At 67.6% G+C, this 18,513-nt stretch carries 6 protein-coding genes and 1 pseudogene; 5 read left to right on the top strand and 2 right to left on the bottom strand.

Going from position 1 to position 18,513, the window contains the following annotated elements:
• Positions 1–72: 72 nt before the first annotated feature.
• Positions 73–2,379 (bottom strand): hypothetical protein, encoded by a 2,307-nt coding sequence (locus ACH54P_RS11425; protein WP_489912339.1) that lies wholly within the window; start codon positions 2,377–2,379, stop codon positions 73–75.
• Positions 2,376–8,825, bottom strand: a complete 6,450-nt coding sequence (locus ACH54P_RS11420; RefSeq protein ID WP_489912338.1) for a DEAD/DEAH box helicase — start codon at positions 8,823–8,825, stop codon at positions 2,376–2,378. The genes ACH54P_RS11425 and ACH54P_RS11420 overlap by 4 nt, the downstream gene beginning before the upstream one ends.
• Before the next feature lie 560 nt (positions 8,826–9,385).
• Here ACH54P_RS11420 and ACH54P_RS11415 point away from each other — a divergent pair.
• From ACH54P_RS11415 to ACH54P_RS11395, 5 genes and pseudogenes are all read left to right on the top strand, one after another.
• Positions 9,386–9,712, top strand: a pseudogene (locus ACH54P_RS11415) (transposase); the annotation flags it as partial.
• Positions 9,713–10,343: 631 nt separating this feature from the next.
• Positions 10,344–11,903 carry a hypothetical protein gene (locus ACH54P_RS11410; protein ID WP_489912337.1) on the top strand — a complete coding sequence of 520 codons (1,560 nt, stop codon included), beginning with the start codon at positions 10,344–10,346 and terminating at the stop codon, positions 11,901–11,903.
• Positions 11,900–12,631 carry a hypothetical protein gene (locus ACH54P_RS11405; RefSeq protein ID WP_489912336.1) on the top strand — a complete coding sequence of 244 codons (732 nt, stop codon included), beginning with the start codon at positions 11,900–11,902 and terminating at the stop codon, positions 12,629–12,631. Before ACH54P_RS11410 ends, ACH54P_RS11405 begins: the two co-directional genes overlap by 4 nt.
• Positions 12,628–17,121, top strand: a complete 4,494-nt coding sequence (locus ACH54P_RS11400; protein WP_489912335.1) for a coiled-coil domain-containing protein — start codon at positions 12,628–12,630, stop codon at positions 17,119–17,121. Before ACH54P_RS11405 ends, ACH54P_RS11400 begins: the two co-directional genes overlap by 4 nt.
• Complete coding sequence (locus tag ACH54P_RS11395; RefSeq protein ID WP_489912334.1) at positions 17,118–18,167, top strand: hypothetical protein; 1,050 nt, start codon at positions 17,118–17,120, stop codon at positions 18,165–18,167. Before ACH54P_RS11400 ends, ACH54P_RS11395 begins: the two co-directional genes overlap by 4 nt.
• Positions 18,168–18,513 lie beyond the last annotated feature (346 nt).

Genomic DNA, 18,513 nt, shown 5'->3' with positions numbered 1-18,513 from the left:
CAACTGGAGCATTTTGTCCCAGCAGCAGTACCAGGAGCGCGGTCGGATGCTGTCGTCAGCTCACGTCCAGGCTCAGCTCCCGCGCTCGTGCGGACGCACGAACGTCCAGCCATCGGGCAGCTCGGCCGGACCCGCCAGCCCGTGCTGCGCCCGGTATTCCCGGTAGTCGGCACGGGCACGCGGGGTGGCGCTTTTACCTAGGTGGTCGATGCGGCGTAGGAAGCCGGCGACGACGTGTTTGCTGACGAACCGTGTGTCCAGACGTTGGAAGCGGCGCGGCCGGGGCGGGCCGGTGACTACGGTGGGTGTGTAGCAGAGCAACGACACGATCGGCTGTCTGGCGACGGCTGGGAACGTGATTCCCTCGGCAGTATGGGAGCCGGTGTCCTGGGTCAGAGCGCCGCGCTCCAAAAGCTGGGCGACGGCCATGTCGATGGCTTGTTCTGTTTGCTCGGTGCTGCTGCCGTATATCTCTTGGGTCAGCTGGTCACGTGCCAGGCGGGCGACGCCGTCGGGATCGAGTAGGCCGAGGCGCCGGACGGCGCGGAGGATGCGCTGTGCGAGGGGGGCGCTGGTGCTGCCAGTCCTGTCGAGGGCGTCTCGGGTGACGATGCGCGGGTCATAACAGTGCTCGATGTCGAGCTCGTCGTCGATGGTGACGGGCATGTCCAGCAGCGTGCTGGTGATTCGCAGCGTGGCGGTGTTGCGTGGCCAGGTGACGGTGAGCAGGATGCCGGGGAAGTAGTCCATCGGCCAGGACACGCCGGTCAGCACCGCCGGTGAGCCGTGCAGGTCGGCGGTGGCCATCTGGGTGGCGTCGGTGACGTCGAGCTGGTAGCCGTCGTGGTTGAGCAGCAGGCGCATGCGTGTGCCGTTGCGCCGGTCGCTGATTAGAACGTGTGCGGCTTGTTGGGGCAGCGTGAGCTGTCCGGCGTCGATGTGTGCGGCGCGCAGCGCGACGGTCCAGCTGATTTGTGAGTCGCTGACATCGAGCTCGTCGTCGTACCCGTCCTCAGGCTCCGGCTCCAAAGCGGCCGGTTCGGTGGCGGCAGGTGGCAAGGATGGGGCGAGCGTCTCGGCCCAGCCGAAGCCGCGGGGCACGGTCGGGTCGAGCAGCGCATGGGCGCTGCCGGATGCTTCGGCTCGCCAGAGTCCACCGCCTTGCCAGTAGTCGTCCAGACGTAGGTGCACCTGGTCGAACAGCAGTCCATCCTCGGCATCACCGCGCACGTAGTCGGCGAAGATGAGGTTGGCGTGCAGGACAACGTTGGCGTATCCGGTCCCGTGCATCGGGGTGGCGCTGCCGTCCACGCAGCGCAGCCGTGGCCCAAGCGCTGTGTATGTCACCTGGCGGGCGGTGCCAAGCCGGCGACTCTGGTCAGGAAGTGCGCTGCGCGCGGTGGAGTTCGCCAGGGAAGCGATGTCATCAGCGCCCAGCGCATCGCAACTGCGTAACCGGGTGGACAGGCTGGCTCGGGAGACGGCGTAGGGCTGCCACATGCGGACGGTGTCGAGCTCGTGGAGCGCGGCGGTCACGGTCGCGAACAGCCCGTCGAGCGCTGCCTGGTGCTGTTCGGTTCCGGCATCCTCGGTGAGGAGCAGCGGCAGCGGTGCGACGGCGGCGGTGCTAAACAGTAGTTCGCGGCCAGGGCCGAGCAGGTAGTGCCGGTAGAAGCCGGCGTCGTCGAGCTCGGCGAGTTCGGCGGTGGCGTAGCGGGAGCCGACGAGTAGGTGGCCGAGCTCGTCGAGGCGGCCGCGCCGGGTGAGGCGGGCGATCTGTGCGGCGGTCGGCGCAAGCCCAAACACGTTGAGGTCGAGAACGAGCCGTTCGTGCAAAATTGGCCGGCTGTGCAGGTCGGTCTGGGCTGGGCCGGTGGCGCCCGCGGGTGCGCCGGACAGCCAGGATGGGACGGCGCCGTCTTCACCGAGCTCGGCGTGTGCGCCCTCCTTATAGACGACTTCTGCCCAGATGGGGTCGCCGCCGGACGCCACGTTGATCAGGGCCCCAACGGGCAGCGCGTCGATCGTCTCGCCGAGCGCGACGGTGGGGAAGCTGGCCGGGTCCACGGCGGCGCCGGCATAGCCTGTGGTCAGGTCGTACCCGAAGTAGCAGGCGTTGAAGGCGACGTTGACGTGGACTGGGGTGCTGCGGGCGGCGACGAGCGCGCCGAGGTAGCGGCACAGCACCTGCATCTGGCTGGCCGGAACGCGCTCAGGCCCCAACGTCATCGCCGGGGTCAGCAACGGGTCGTTGGTGTGCGGGCGCCACGGGCGAGCCGCGGCGAGCTGCGCCGATTCGGGTCCGGCCGGTGCGAGCTGCTGCGCGAAAGCGTCCGGGCGGGTGGGGGTGCTGCTGTTAGGCGGGACAGTGGTTGTCACGGAGCCGTCCCAGCGGGGACCGGCATGACGACGGTCGCGGCGGCGCGGGCGGCTGCTGCAGCGGCCCGGTCGGCGTGCCCGCGCTCGCGCCACATTCCGTGTCCGAGCGGTACGACCCGACCGTCGGTTTCCAGCCGGGCAAAGCTGTCCTCGATCTGGTCAAGCTTCACCATGTGCTGGGCGCCGAAGTAACGCGACACGACGAGGTTACGGCGAAGGCGTACCCGACGTCGACGGATTGGGTGGTAGTAAGAGTCCTCGCCGCGCAGCGCCCGGTACACGTCGCGCGCGTGCACGCCGCGGTAGTCGGCCCAGACCAGCCGGTACACCTGCTCGTCGAGACGCTTCTGTCGGACGCTGCTGTCGGTGCGGGCGCCAGCCAGCCGCGGCTTGGGCATGTTGAGCGCGTCACCAGCGGCGGGTGGCTTCTGCTCGATGGGGATCGTGGTGTCGTTGTCCCAGCAGGCCGAGCATCGGTTCGCGGCGGTGCTGCAGCATCCGTCGGGTAGGGCGTCGACGCCGAAGTAGTCGGCGAACTTGCGGTTGGCGCACTTATTGCGGTCGGTGAAGAAGTCGTGCAGGAGGCGGATCTCCTCGGCAGCGCGCGCAGACTTGCCGGCTAGCGCACCGGCGTACCCGGCAGGCAGCGTCGGGGTGTGCACCGCGATTCCGGTGACGAGCTTGCGACTGGGTGCTGCGGACACGTCGAGCTGGCCTCGGTCGTGCAGATCTGCCAGCAGCTGCCATGTGCTGGGCGGATCGTCGGCGAGGTCGGCATAGCGCTTGACGGTCGCACTCAGGTACCGGTGCACGCTTGGGACGTGCAGCCGGGCCCGGTGTAGGTCGCTGCGTTCGTCGGTGCGGCCCGGCAGCGCCAGGATCGCGTCGACGACGGCTTGCTCGGTCGGGTCCCTGTCCTGGTCGCAGCTGTTGCGCAGCTCGCCAGGCTTTATGGTGCACAGCGGTGGGAAGTCGCCGAGGTCGTCGACGACGCCTAACTCCGATAAGGCGGCGAACGCGCGCATAACGCCGGACGTGTACTGCTCGCTGGTGCGAGACTTGGCGGCGTCGTCCTGACTGAGCCGGCCGGCATCAACGTCTTCGGCGATGAGCCGGTCGGCGATGGTGCCAGCGTCCAGGACGCCGTTACGGACGGCTAGGACGGCTTTTCCCATCCGCGCGAGCAATGACGCGGGCAGGTCGCTGGTGGTCATAAAACGGGCGGTGCGCAGTCCGCGCGGTGTGAGCAAGGCCAGTCCGACGTTCGCCGGCGGCGCGGCTGCCGCTGCGGTATCTCCCACACTGCCGGCTCCGGCGACGTCACGGCCGGCTCGTCCGACCTGCTGGTATAGCTGCGACAGGTCAGTGGGGGTACTGACGCAGAACACGGTGCGAATGTCGGGCCGGTTGATGCCGAGCCCGAAGGCACTGGTCGCGACGATGAGCATCGGTGCGAACCCGTCGTCTTCGCGCCGCGGCGCCTCGCGGAACTCGGTCATGACAGCATGCTTCTCGGCCTCGGTGAGCCTGCCGTGGAAGCGCCGGACCCGCACGTTGCCGTCACCCACGTAGTCGCGCATGTGGGCGTGCAGCGCGACTACGTCTCGCACGGTGAGGCAGTAGAAGATCGCGTGGTCCTCCAGGTTGTCGACGACCTCCTCGGCCAGTCCGGCATTGACGGCCGGCCCGGCGGGGCTGATCGAGCGGCGGAACAGCGCCAGCTCAGGCCGGATCGGGTTTTCCCGGACGGTGACCAGTCCGGTCGGCCCGGCCGCGCTGGCCTCGGCGAGTGCCTCGGAGCTGCTGGCTGTGGGGATGTCGGGGGCAAGGCCGAACACCTGGGTGCGCAGTCCGGCATGGACGGTGCGATTGGCGGTGGCGGTCAGCGCGGTGACGGCTAGCCCGTAGTCGGCACGCAGCCGGGTCAGAAACTGCGTCGCACGGCGCATGGACGGGCGGAAGTCGTCCCACTGCACGACCGTGTGCGCCTCGTCAATGACGATGCGGCTGATGATGCCGGTTCGAACCGCTTCAGCGACGATCTGCCGGAAGCGCCGCTGTCCCAGGCGCTCGGGACTTGCGTAGATTAGCTTGATGTGATGTTCAGCGCGGCCGAGCAGCTGATCGGCGATCTCGGTCTTGCCGGCGCGGCTGCTGCTTTCGCGCAGCGGAGCGACCAGGGCCCGAACGGCGCCGCCGATGCTGGCGTTGAGCTCGAGCGCTTGGTCGTGCATGAGGGCCACGAGCGGGCTGATGATCAGGGTGACGCCGGGCAGGACGAGCGCGGGCAGCTGGAAACAGTAACTCTTGCCGAAGCCGGTCGGCAGCAATCCGAGGACGTTGCGGCCCTCGGCAACAGCCGTGATGACAGCCTGCTGGGAGCTCTTGAGCTCGGTGGGAGCGTCGGACAGCTTAAGCAGCCCACCGACCTGGGCACACCGGTCGAGCACCTCGGCGACGAGTGTGCCGCTCGTCTGGTGCTGCGAGACCTCCTGGGCGGTCAGCGCTAGCTCACGGATGCGGCGGGTCTGCGGCAGGACGGTGTGCTCGAGCAGAGCCTGCGGCGTGGACAGCTCGCTGGCGCGCGCCGGGTCGAGCAGGCCGTTGCGGGCGTAGAAGTCCCAGATCCGTGCCCAGGCGTCGGCCGTCGACATGACGTTGCCGCCGGTGCGCTCGCCGGTCACCGGGTCGGGGCGCAGCAGGTCGGCATCGAGGCTGCCTAGGAACGTCTCGCGGTAGGCACGTCGCAGGACAGTGTGTCCGGCGAGCTTGCGGTCGCTGATGATGATGACGCCGCGGTGCTGCTCGGAGCGGATGAGTCGGCCGACGGCCTGCCGCAGCTGTAGCGCGGCCAGCGGCAGGTAGTACGTCTCGGTGGCGACCGCGTCGGGGTCCTCGGCGTGGGCGGCGTCGGCGCGAGCGACCACGGCGGCGCGGCGCGCTTCGATCACGGGAGCCGCGAACGGTGCGAACGGCAGCTTGTTGATCCAGACGAGGCGCAGCCTATTGGAGTCGGCGATGTCGACGCCTTGCCACAGGCCCTTGGTGCCGACCAAAATGCCGCCGCCGTCGGTGTGGCTGTCGAACTGTCGGACGGCGCGGGGGTTGCCGAGCAGGACGGCGCTGTGCACCGGGGTGGTGTCGCCGCAGCGTCGGAGGCCCTCGGCCAGGTGCTGGCTGATGCCGGCGGCGGTGCTCTTGGCGGTCGTGAGGACCATCGCGCCGCTGTCGTAGCCGCCGCGAGTGTTGTAGTCCTGGGGTTCGTCAGCCTCGTCCAGGACCGGCTGGATCATCTCTCGGGTGTAGCCGGTGAGCTGGTGGGCAACAGTGCGCATGGCGCCGTCGCTCTGCTCGGCCCAAGAGGGGAAGTCGGCCAGGCAGACGAGCTCGGCCTGTTTCTTCATGTCGAACGGTGTTGGCAGGTGCAGGGTCGGGACGGAGCTGCGCAGCCCAAGCCGGGTTCGAATGAAGGTCCACTGCGCAGCGACGCGCAGCGTGGCGGACACATAGTAAGTACGGTCGAAGGTGGCCAGGAACTGCTGCCAGGTGCCGTCGGCGGGCAGCTCGATCGGGCTGGTGCTGATGCGGAAGCGATAGCGGCGCAGCTCGGCGCTCAGCGCTTCGACCTCCTCGGCGTAGACGGCCTGGTTGGTGGTGCCGGGCGGCAACGCACCCAGCGCCGGTGTCGCCCTCTCGCCGGTTAGGCCGTGATCGGTCAGGTCGCCGTCGACCGTGCCGGTGGGGCCTTCGGCTGCGGCGGGATCGAGGTCGTCAAAATCGGGTTCGCCATCGGGGTCGGTCGCGTCGAGTGGCAGCGTCTCGTCCGTGTCGCCGTCCTGATCATCTTTGGCGGCGTCGATTGCGGTGCCTCTTTCGGTGCTGCCGTCGCCGGTGTCGTCCGTGCTGGGGTTGCCACCGGGCGTGCTGCTTTGGACGGTGTCGGGGGTGCCAGTGGCGGGTAGGCCGAGGGCGGCGTTGGTGTCGCCGACGATCCTTTGAGCGGTCGCGCTGATCTCGGCCGCGCCAACGACGAGGGAATCGAGCCGTTCGAGGTCGTAGAAGCTCAAGGTGGCGGCGTGCGCGCCGCGGTAGGCCGACAGGGTGCCGACGAGCACTTCGCAAATGCCAGACAGGCGCAGCAACAGGCCCATCAGGTAGCGGACCTGCCCGGTGCCGCTGGCGCCGCTGTATGGGCTGGCCAAGGTGACGGTGCGTGAGCCGACGAGAGTGCCGACGCCGGTGCCGCGCGCATCGAACGCCTGCCCTGCGACTTTGGGCAGCGTCTCGTGGTCGAGTAGCAGGCCGAGGTTGCGCACTCCTTCTGCGGCCTGGTCGCGTTCGACGCCGGACCGAGCGTCGCGGGTCCAGCTGTCGAGCTCGCTGTACAGATCTTCCACTAGGCGGTAGTCCAGTGTTGTGGTCAAGGCGCTGGTGGCGCTGTCTTCGAGCTGGTGGGCCTCGTCGAGGATGAGCAGGGTGTTCGAGCCAAGGTCGGACAGCTCGTCGAGGTGGGCGAGCAGCAACGCGTGGTTAGCCAGGATGAGCCGATGGCCGAGCAATGCCTCCTTGACGCCGTCGGTGTGGACGGCCAGCGGTGTGAGGGCAGCCGCGTCGTACTCGCCAGTGGTGGCCTGGGACAGCGACTCAAGCCAGATGCTGACGGTGTTGTTGCTGTAGTCGGTGAAGAACAGTGGCACGTCAACAGCGTCAACCGAGTGGGCGGTCCAGGACTGCTCGACGGTAGTGGAAGCGATCAAGCGCAGCATCAGGTAGGCGAGCAGCTCGCGGAAGATGACGCGCTCGAGAAAGCGGTTGCGACCGGTGCTGCGGCTACGCCGTGGGGCGGTCGGCGTGGCGAGCAGCGCGGTTGCGTCGGCTAGCGACAGCGTCAGCGCGCGCAGCGACAGCCGGTTGGCTTTGCCTTTGACGACATCGGAGGCGTTGAGCAGCCCTGGGATTGCCGCTTCGAGGCGCGCCACGTCGGCGGCCAGCTGCGCCTGCAGCTGCTTGGTAGCGGTGGTGATGATCGCGGTGCGATCGGGGGCGCCAGTGAGCCAGTCCAAGGCGACGGCGAGCACGGCGAAGCTCTTACCGGTGCCGGTGGGCGCTTCGACCAGGCCGGAGCTGGCCTCGTCGACCCAGCTGTGCATCTGCTGGGTCATCTGCGTCTGCGGCTCGCGCAGTGCGGCGCCGGGGCGGACAGCGCGGGCAAGGGCGGTGACGTCGACCTTGCCGTCGGTTCCGCGCAGGCTCGCGCTGACGCTGACCGCCGAGCGTCCGACCGGTCCGGTGGGGCTCCGCCGCGGGGCGTGCCCGGCCAGACCGGAGTTCAGGACGCCGGCGACCTCTGCGGTGGTGTGGACGCGCTCGTCGCCTAGCAGCTCATTCTGCGGCGCGCCGGCGTGCCTGGCGGCAAGCGAGCGCACCAGCATCCAGGCGGGGGAGTCGGCAGTCAGGCTGGCGAGCAGGTCTTGAACGTCGGAGGGCATCGCGGCGAATGTCTGTGCGCATTGCTGTAGGACGCGGGCGAGCAGCTCGCTGTCGTCGACAGCGTCGTGCCAGCCCAGCCCGGCGCGGTCGATGCCGAGGTCGTCAGCTAGCGGCGCGAGCGCGTGCCGGGTGGCGGTCGGATAGAGCGCGAGGGTGAGGTAGAAGGCGTCGACGTAGGTGCCCCGCAGGTCCGGCATGTCCTCGCGGGCGGCAGTGGCGCTCAGCAGCGGGAAGTCGGCTTGAGTGCCGTTGTAGGTGACGATCAGATCGGCGCCTTCGGTATAGGCGTAAAAGTCCTCTAGCGCCTGCCTTGGGCTGACGGCCGCTGCGGCGTGCGCCTCGCGAACGCGCTTGGAGCGGATGGTCCAGGTGTCGTCGGGCAGTTCGACGTAGGAGCTGAACTGCGGCTGCTCCGCAACCCAGGCGCTGTCGTTACTGAGCCGAACGGCGCCGATCTGGTATATCCGCTTGTCGGTGTACGGGTCGCTGGTGATGGTGTGGACGACGGACTCGAGATCGACTAGGACGGCGCGCACGGCGGCGCCGAGCGCTTCCGCGGCCGCCGGGGGGTTTGCGAGCGGCTGCTCGGCCGGACCGTCGGGCGCGCGCAGGGGCGTGGTCCTTGCTGCTGAGGCGGTGACGGCCGGACCGGAGATGGTGACGCCGGTGGTGGCGTCGGCAGTTGGATCGTGAGTGGGTGAACTGACGACCTGGGCGGTCGCGCCACCAGGAGCGCTGATGCGTCCGGAGCTGTCGCGGTGGAGAAGACCGGCAGCCACGGCCTCGTCGAGTAGTGCGACCAAGCGCCCGCGGCGTTGGCCCGCAAAACGGCGCATGACCGCCGTGAGCAGCTCGTCGAGGCTGGCCCTAGGGTGGGCGCGCAGGTACTCGAGGGCGAGAGTGGCGAGCCGCCGGGCGTGCGGGGATGCCGCATTGTGTCCGGCGTCGTTGGCCAACTTTGACTCCTACGTGTCGTACGGTGTGCCCCGCGTGATCGTGTGCTTCTGGTCATAGGTATCGGGCGCTGATAAACCCGGAGAACAGACGACGCCGACGCCGAATATGAACATCGGTTCGTTGTCCCTGAGCACTGCTGGCGCCAGTGCAAATGCGATTGCCGCTGTCGTAGGCCGTCGGCATTTCTTTGCGCCGCCGTTCGGACACGGTGGCCGACAGCAGGAGGCCGGGCTCGCGTTCCTGATTTCATGCATGCTTGCCAATCAACAGGCGAGAACGCGGAAACCGGCTACCCCGTCGGCCAGCTCGTGAGCAACTCGAGCTGTGACCTTGGCAGAGACCCGATGATCGACGAGGAGGCGACAGTCGATTGGGCGTTGCCCAGGTGCTGAAAAGGCGGAAGCCAGCCGGTGAAGACTCTGTCTCGTTGCGTGTGGACTTTACCCAGACGGACGTGTCGACGTTCTCGGCGAGTCTCAATGATCTTGCCTCCTCCCTGTTGCAGGCACAGTCAGCTTTCGGTGGGCGTATGTTTCACTTCCGGCCGAAGTTACCCCGAATGGAGCAGCTGGCTCGGTTGAGAGTTGCCCCGCTGGGGGTGAACCGATACGGCGGGTATAGAGGTCGGGCTGTGGGCCAACCTCGCCTGCGCGAGTACGACCATGGCGAAGGCGTTAGCGTTCAGGCCCGGCCGGGGCGGCTGCTGCGCTGGGCGGACTGGGACATCGACGGCGTCCGCGACGACGTGCGGGACTGTGTGACCGAGCATCTCGGCGAGCTGGGCGGGGTGCTGATCGTGGACGACACCGGGTTCCCGAAGAAAGGCACGCGCTCGGCCGGGGTGCAGCGGCAGTACTCCGGCACCGCCGGCCGGATCGAGAACTGCGGGGCGTCGACGAGCGCTGACCAAGGGCGCTCGGCCAGAGCCGTGACGTAGTGGTGGCCGGGGAGCTGGCCGAGACAGGCGAGCAGGTCGCCGGTGGTGGCCTGCTCGGGGCGTCACGGGTGCGGTGGCAGGTGGAGGTCGACCTGGGTGGCGAAGCTCTCGGTGAGGAGGAAATCGACCAAGGGAGGTCGTCGACCAGCTCGGCGGCGGTCGAGTCGGCGGTCAGGCATACCCGGTCCGGTGCGACCGGCCGGAGGCAGCCGGTGTCGGTGTACATCGCCCCAGGCTGGTGACCACATCGTGACACCGGCTCGGCTGATCGGGTGGTTTCCGAGCTTGCGGGAAACACCGGCTGCGTGATCGGCGAATTGATCAATACCCACCGGGAATGCCCAGATGGGGGGTGTGAATTGCCGTAAGGAAGCCAGCCTTTCAGCGCGGAGTCGTTGAGCTCGTTGACACGTGAGCTTTGAGCACGTCAGTCCGCCGAACTGACCTCGGCCGTGCCGCTTGATGTCTCGTAACAGCGATGGTCTTCTAGGATCAGTGTCGACGAAGTCCGTCAGATGCAGCCTGGAGGCCGGCGGAAGAGAGGGCCGATGCTGGCGGGCGACCGATGTGGGGATGGTTCGTGACCGATCCTTGGGAGCCGTTGCTCGAGGCGCCAGAACGGGACGTGATGATCCCGACTGACGATGAGTCCATAACGAGACGCCGTCGTGCGTTGGCGCCGATCCAGGTACTGACCGAGATCGAACGGACCAAGGGGAGTTTGGACGGCGCCTACTGGGAGCGTTACGACCTGTTCACGATCGCCCTGGCCGTGATCGACCAGGTGGCGTTGGCGATGGGGATTTCGGCCGGCCGCACGTGGGAGGAAGCACTCGACTATGCGGCGGGGCAGGCCGCTCGGCAAGCGCCGGACGCCGATGACTCCGAGTGGTCCCCAGTGGCGGAACGAGTGCTCGTTTCGCTGGTGACGACGGATGTGGAGATCGTCAAGCATCTCGTGCACACCACGACCGGTCCGGCGTGGCGGAACCAGCGGTTCCGGCTGCTCTACCTGCATCCGACCGGGAGCGAGGGGATCGAGCACCTGCGTGCTTCCGAGCAGGCGATCAACATCTTCGTCGAGGCTCTCGACCTGGACATCGAGGCTGCCCAGATCGCCAACGAGGCACAGCTCAACGCGCTGATCGCTCGCGGCGCAGTGGAGTCAGCCGTTCAGATCGCGAAGCTTGCCCGCTACCGATCGATCCAGTACCAGGAACGGATCCGCCGGGTCATCGCCGACACGCTGATCGATCCGGACGTCCACGATTGGATCAGCGAAGTGCCTTCGCTGTTGCAAGATGCCTTGGCGCATGTCAAGGAACGTCTCGACGCCGAATCGGCTCTGCTCGACGCGGTCGCGGATCGCCGGACCCAACTGGACGACCAGACCAAGCTCGACGCGGCGAACCAGTTGATCGAGATTCTCCGAGAGTGCCGCCGGCGCCATGACGACCTGCATCGCCACCTCATCGGTGCCCGAACCCGTTTGCGGGAAGCTCTCGAAGACCGCTTTCGGCGCGCCCCGCGCACGGCACGGCGGTTCGACATCGGCACGGATCTCCTCACGCCTTACCTCGCCCGCAGCACTGCCACCTCCGCGGACGCGGCCGATCGCATGGTGGCTTTGTTCGGCGGACTCCCCACACGCTGGTGGCCGTTTCTGACCACGTTGACCGACGAGCTTTGCACCCCGCTGCCGCCACCTCGGCCCGGCGAGGAGTATCAATCGCCCGAATTCGACCCCGATGTCCAGAGCGAATGGTGGGAGCCCTACGAAGACACGGTGGAGTCCCTGCTGAACGGCATCGACCAGCCGATCCGGCTGTCTCAGTTGCTGGCGCGAGCCGGTCAGATCGTCGCCGGGGTCGGCGCAGATCCGGACGAGCTCCCATTGGACGAAGGCGTCCTGGCCGCGGCGATCGTGCATGCCGCCCATCGAGCCTGGGCGGCGCGGCTCGCGGGTCGCTCGGCAGGCGACCGGATCGTGGTAGCGGTGACCACGGGAACCGATCTCGACAGCGGTGGTATCCGTGCCGACGACCTGCTACTGGTGCCCGGCGAGGTGCTGACCGACATCAACGAAGCGGCCGCGCCTCGAGCAACTGCCGGCGGCTATTCCGAGGAGGAGGTCGGGTGAGGTCTTCGACCGACGACGTCGACATCGGGAAGTTCCTGGCCTGGGCCGGACGTCCGCGGGAAACGCCAGGGCGCAGCGAAGACCTGCATCGTATCGTCAGCCGGTACCTCGATGAGCCGGACTTCGCCGCGGCCGTCGATCGGGTCTTCTCCGGCGCCGGGCTCGATGTCCGTGTTGACGCCCGGGACGGGATCATCGTCACGGCCCGGCACCACTCGTTGCTGAGGTTGCAGGCAGGCGACATCGTCAAACGTGCGCAGCCTTCCCAGCGCAGCGTGATCGGAGCGGTACTGCTGGCTGTCGCCCGCACGGCCTACCCGGAAGCCGGGATGGTCGACGATCCGGATCGGGTCGCCGTCTTCACCACCCAATCCGTTGTGGACACTTTGGACCGGGCGGCGCAGCGGCTCGCCGACGAGACCCGCGAAGACAGCGAGCTCGACGAGGACCTCGTAGAAGGCTGGCGCCGCTGGCTCGACTTGCCTCAGGCCAGGCCCAATGCCCAGCGGCGGTCGGCGGGTGACCGCGCCGGTGCGGTGAACCGGATCTGCAAGCTCCTGGCCGAAGCCGGGTACCTCAACCTCCGAGGCGACACCGATGGTGGTACCTGGACCGCGCGGCCACGGTTCCGCTACGCCGTGGCCGCCCTCGCCGAGGATTCCGATCTCTACACCCTCGTCAACGACCTGCCCGAGCCAGTCGAACTCGACACTACGGATCCGGAATGACCGATTCGCTGTTCGCGAAGACATCCGAGATACCATCGGCATTGCCGGTCCCGCCGCTGCGGTTACGGCGGATCAAGCTGTACGGGGTCGGCCCCGAGGGCGCCCGGTTCGACCCGCTGGACCTCGATTTCGCCACGCGGGACGGGGCGGCGGCCAGGGTCCTGTTGTCCCTGACCAACACCGGCGGCAAGTCGACTTTGATCACGTTGGTGTGCAGTCTTGTCGTCCCGGCGGCGCGTGCACAGGTTGGCGGCAAGGTGCTCGGTGACTACGTTCTCACCGGCGACACATCGCATGTCGTGTGCGAGTGGGAAGACGCCACGACGGGCCGACGTACGGTAACGGGCGCCGTCATGGAATGGAAGGACCGCAGGCGGCAGCCCCCGCACGCCGCCCGATCGACGAGCAACATGTTGCGCTCGTGGTACTTGTTCACCACGGGGCCGGACCTTCCCGGCATCGACGACTTGCCTTTCGTCGTCGATGGCCGTCGGCTGCCTTTACGTCCGTTCTGTGCTGCGGTGGACGACTTGATCGCCACGCATACCGGCGCGCAGGGCGTGCTGACCGACAAGCAGCCGATGTGGAAGAAATCGCTCGAAGAACGGACGAGCATCGATCCCACACTGTTCGGTTATCAGATGCGGATGAACGACTCCGAGGCCGGCGCGGAAAAGCTGCTGGCGTCGTTCGATTCACCGGACAACGTGGTCCGGTTCTTCGTGGGCGCGCTCAACGATCAACGTGAGCTTGAGACGTTCACCGGAAGCCTCGAGGAGTACGCCGTGCTGGCCGCTCAGCGGGCCGACCTGGAGGCGATCGCCGCCTTCGGTATGGAGATTGCCCCGCTGATCGAACTGATCGCCGCCCGGACCGCGGCTGCAGAGGCGGCTGCCGCGGCGGCACGTCAGGCGCACGCTCGAGGCAGCGAACACGCAGCCGCCCTCGACAACCGGGTCAAGCGGGACGAAGAATCGCTGGTCGAACTCCGTGCCTCCTTGGAAGCCGCCAGACGTGAAGCCAACCGGGCGCGCCAAGACTACGGCCGGGTCAGCGACATCCGGCAGCAATTACTGCTCGAGGAAGCGCGGGCGCGGGTCGAATCGACCGTGCAGGCAGTCGCTCGGGCCGAGAGCGAGGCGCACGAGGCTCGGCAGTACGAGCAGGCGTGGCAGGCCGTCGACGCGGTGATCGATCTCGGTATCGCGAGGCAGGAGAGCGCAGCCGCCACACTCGCCTACAAGGCGGCCGACGCCGGTCTGGACTCGCTCCGGGCCGAGGTCGGCGATGCCGCCGCGCGCACCGCTGGACGGCTCGACGCGCTGGCATGGAAGTCAGCCGAGACCGCCACCTTGGCGAATGCGGCAGCCGAGGACGCGACTCGGCAGGCCGAGCAGGCCAATGCAGAGCTCGTGGAGGTCGCTCGCGAGCTGGAACGCACCAAGGGTGCACTCACGCAGATCAGGGCAGAGCGCGACGATGCCGAACGGCAGACGGCGGCAGCGATTGCGGCAGGCTGGCTGGTCGAGGACGAACGACCGGATGCTTGTATGCGTCGCTGGCAGGACACCCGCGGCGAAGCTTCCCAGGCCGCGGACCGAGCCGATACGGCTGCGGAGGCCGCGGAACAGGCCGACAGGCGTCTGGGCGCCGAAATGGATGGGCTGGACGGCGCTCTCCTGGGTCTCCGCTCGGCCGAACACGGCGCCGAGGAAAAGGTGGCCGCGTTCGACCGCGATCTATCAGCGGTCGGCGACGATGAAACCGTCATCCAGTTGGCCGGTGGCCGGCTGGCCGACGGTGCTGCCTTGGCGCGGGTCGGGGCGCTGGCGGAAGAGTCTGCTCACGACGCCGACACCAGAGCGTCGAAATACGCAACCCTTGCCCGTGTGGCCAAAGAGGAGCTGGCACTGATCGACGGGACCGGAATCGCGCCTGCGGGACCCGACGTACTGGCCGTGCTCCAGACGTTGACCGAGGCGCGCATCGGGGCCTCGACCGGCTTGAGCTGGATCGAACGCAACGTCGTCGATCCCGATCGGCGTGCCACGTTCATCGAGAACCATCCCGAGCTGGCCGGGGGCGTGGTCATCACCGACCCCCAGCGGTTCGATGAGGGGATCGGTGTCTTGACGGCACAGCCCGCGCACACCAAGACGCCGGTCACTGTCCAGACTGCTCCGTCGTCCACTGCCGGATTCGAGGACGACACAGAGGCGAGGGAATTGCACTACGTCGTGGTTCCCCATCGTGCCACGTGGGATCGGGCTTGGGCCGCGGATGCACGGAACAAGCTGGAGCAGACCGCACAGAAGGAAGGTAAGGCCGCTCAAGACGCTACCCAGGCCGCCGCGCGATATCGCGCGGCGGTTGCGATGTGCGCAGACTTCGCGCGCCGGTGGGGCCTGACCACCCGGGACGAGCTTGAGGAGGCTTTGTCCACCGCAGCGAAAGCGGTCGCGCAAGCTGAGGAACGTCGCGGCACTCTGGCGAAGGAAAGGGAACAGGAGCGCCAGAAGGCGCGAACGGCACGCCGAGAAGGCGGCGAGCAACGACTGCTCGCCCAGAAGGCCGACGGACACGTGACTCAGGCGTCGGCGCTCGACGCAGTCGTGCAGAAGGCCGACACCGCTGCGGCGCTCGTCCCGGGGCTGAACGCCAAACGTGACCGGCTTCTCGAGCGCCAGAGCGTTGCGGAAGCGACGATCGAAACGACCGAGGCTGTCTTCAAGGAACAAACCCAAAAAGCCTCCGACGCGCGAAGCGCGCATGACGCCTACCGCAGGGAGCGGGGCGAGATGGGCGTTGACGCGGCGGCACCGGACCCTGGCGGCAACCTGGAAGTGCTCAGGGATGCCTGGAAGACCCTGCGCCGCGAGCTGAGGAGCGCTGAACAAGGAATGGTCGAGGCCGACCTCTTGAACCGCGCGGAGGAACGGGTCGGCAAAGCCCTGCTCCGCACCCAGCGGTTCGACTCGTCGGTGATCGCCGATGCGGAACAGCTGGCTCAGACCAGCGAAGGTTCGTCCCAAGCAAGCAGGGCCGGTGCTCAGGAGCGCGCACAACGGGCTCACGACGCAAGGCGGACCGCGCTGACGATCGCCGTAGCCGAACGCAAACAGGCGAGCAAGGCACTGGCCGAAGCGCAGCCGACGGCCGCGGGTCACCAGAACTTCATCGACCTCTCCACGACGGAGTGGGTGCCGGCCGCACCGGAGGAGATTCCCGGCCTGCTCGAGCGGCTTGAGGTGCGCAATGCCGAACTTCGTCAGCTGCGCGACCAGGCCGAAGCGGCCGAGCAGGAGGCACTCGACTTCGTCGATGCGGTCTCCGAAGACGTCGAGTCGATGAAGGACATCGCGGCGCTGTGGACCGCAGAGCGGGTACCGACTCCACGAATCTTCGACGGTACGAAGGGACTCGCCCGCGAACAGATGCGGCTCAATGTCCAGCAGTATGCCGCCGCGGATGGGGTCAACCGCGAGGCCAAGGGACAGTTGCATGACGCCGTGCTCGGCGCTCGCAACAGCGCGATGAACACACGGTGGTCGACCCTGGATGCCGCCGCGGCCATCCGCGTGCGCTCGCTCCCGGAGCCCGATCTCGTCGCCGAAGCGGAGGTCCTGGCCAGGCGGATCCGGGCCATGGCCGAGTCCGCTGCCGCGGACTTGCGGGAACTCGACAAGCACCGGGGCATCCTGCGGGACAGCCTGCTCACGCTGTGCCGGGATCAGCGTCGAATGCTGCGTGAGGTGTCGCGCTACTCGAAGCTCCCCGACGGTCTGGGCGACCTTTCCCATCAGCCCGCGCTCAAGATTCGGTTCGAGGAAGCGCCGGACGACGAAGCGGCGGCCCGGCTCGCCACCAGGATCGACACATGGTCCGTCGAACTGAGCGGCAACCCCAAACGGGCGAGATCCGCTGAAATCCGCACACGCTGGCTCGCCGACGCGGTCCGTGACACCGTGCTCGACCGGACCCGGGCCGGTGCGTGGTCCATCGAGATCCTCAAGCCGTCGATCGACGGTCGCGTGCGGTATTGCCCACCCGACCGGATACCCATCGAGTTCTCAGGTGGACAAGTACTCACCTTGGCCGTGCTGGTCTACTGCGCCTTGTCTCGCGTCCGGTCCGCCCACCGGCAGGGTGGTCCCCGCCCCGCCGGGACACTGCTGCTGGACAATCCGTTCGGCGCGGCATCGGCGGAAGCGCTGATCCAAATGCAGCACCAGCTCGCGGCGCACTCGGGTGTACAGCTGGTGTGCGCGACCGGCTTGCACGACCCCGCAGTCGACGCGGCATTCACCGGACACGGCTCGGTAATCGTGAAACTGCGCAACGACGGTGACCTTCGCCGCAACCTCGCCTACCTGCAACTACGTGCGACGGTCGTGGACGGAGTGGACGTGATCGACTCGATCACCGGGGGCCGGGACCGAGCCTCGGCTCGAAACTGGGTCGATGCGACGCGCTACGAGGTGGATCTGTGACTGTCCGTCCGTCCGAGGTCGCCACGCTGCGGGGAGCGATCCTGGACACGAGATCAGTGAAGATCGAGTTCGACACGCTGTGGCAACTCTGGAACCGCTCTGCACCCAGGTTCGTCGGCGATCCCGATCAGGCGGCTGCCTTGCACGAGGCTTTGCTGCAGCTGTCGAACTCCTCCGTGATCGAACTGCCGAAGCAGGCATGGGACGCATCCATCGTCCCCGCGCTGCCCCGCCATGTGTTGGTGCCGGCAGCCCGGCGTGTCGACAGTGGACGGCCGTGGGTGACATTTCCGTGGCGCCGCGAACTGGGCTGGGTGTCGTCCTTGCCGACATTGTCCGCTGCCCTATTCGACGATCTGACGGCCGTGAACGATTGGCTGGGTCGGGTCGAGCCAGCGAGACTTCCGACTGTGCCTATCCGCTATCGATCCGCGGAGATTTTTGGTCGGGAGAAGCGGCTCGAGCAGCTGGAACGGTCGAAGATGTTCGGTCCGGGCCGGCTAAGGCTGCCGATGCTCGCGTGCGTGCGGCTGGCGCCACCCGCCCCGGCAGCGGTCGTGGGGGCGGGACCGGACGTCCTCGTCGTCGAGAACAGTGACACATATTGGGTGGCTGTCCAGACATTGCGAGCCAGCCGGGGCCACCGCATCGGTGCGGTCGTTTGGGGCTCCGGCAAGACGTTTCCGGCACAGGTTCCTTCGCTCGCGGTCGACGTAGCCGGTCAGGGACCGGTACGAGGGGTTGCTTGGTACTGGGGCGACTTCGATCCGGCCGGTACGGCGACCGCGGTGGCAGCGGCACGAATGGCGCCGGACGTCGACGTCCGCCCTGCGACGGGCTTATGGGCGGCGATGGTGGGGCTTGCAGTGCAGGAGGCTGGAACGGTCGACTGGTCGGGCGCGGTAGGGCAGGAATGGCTTGGCGCTGAGTTGTGGGATGCGCTCGCACACGTGCGCGCTGCGGGTGGACGCATCGCCCAGGAGCTCGTGCCGGTGGATGTGGTAGCTGCCTGGGCAGGTCAGCCCGATCACCGGTTTGCTCTGTGAAAGCTCACGGGGAGACGGATCGGGCTACTCTGCGCTACAATACTCGCATGATCTCCCCAAACACGGGAGATATCCCACGTATGGGGGTTCAAGTCCCCCTTTGAACACACAGACGTGGGAGATCTCCCGCGCGGATGCGGGTCACTCAAGCTGCAGGTCAGTACACGGACGATCTGAGTGCCCCCGAGCACCGTGCCATGGTCGTCATGGACATCCCGCGTGAGGTCCGCGTGGTCTGAGGTTGCTCGGCAGTCGAACGTGTGTTCTACTGCCGTTGGCTGGGGTCGATGGGGAAGATCGACCCCGGCTCAACCTTGTAGCGGTTTCTGCTGGCCGCCCGATACTG

The sequence above is a fragment of the Amycolatopsis sp. N2S4-7 genome (assembly GCF_058119595.1).
This window is presented reverse-complemented; position numbering and strand designations above follow the sequence as displayed.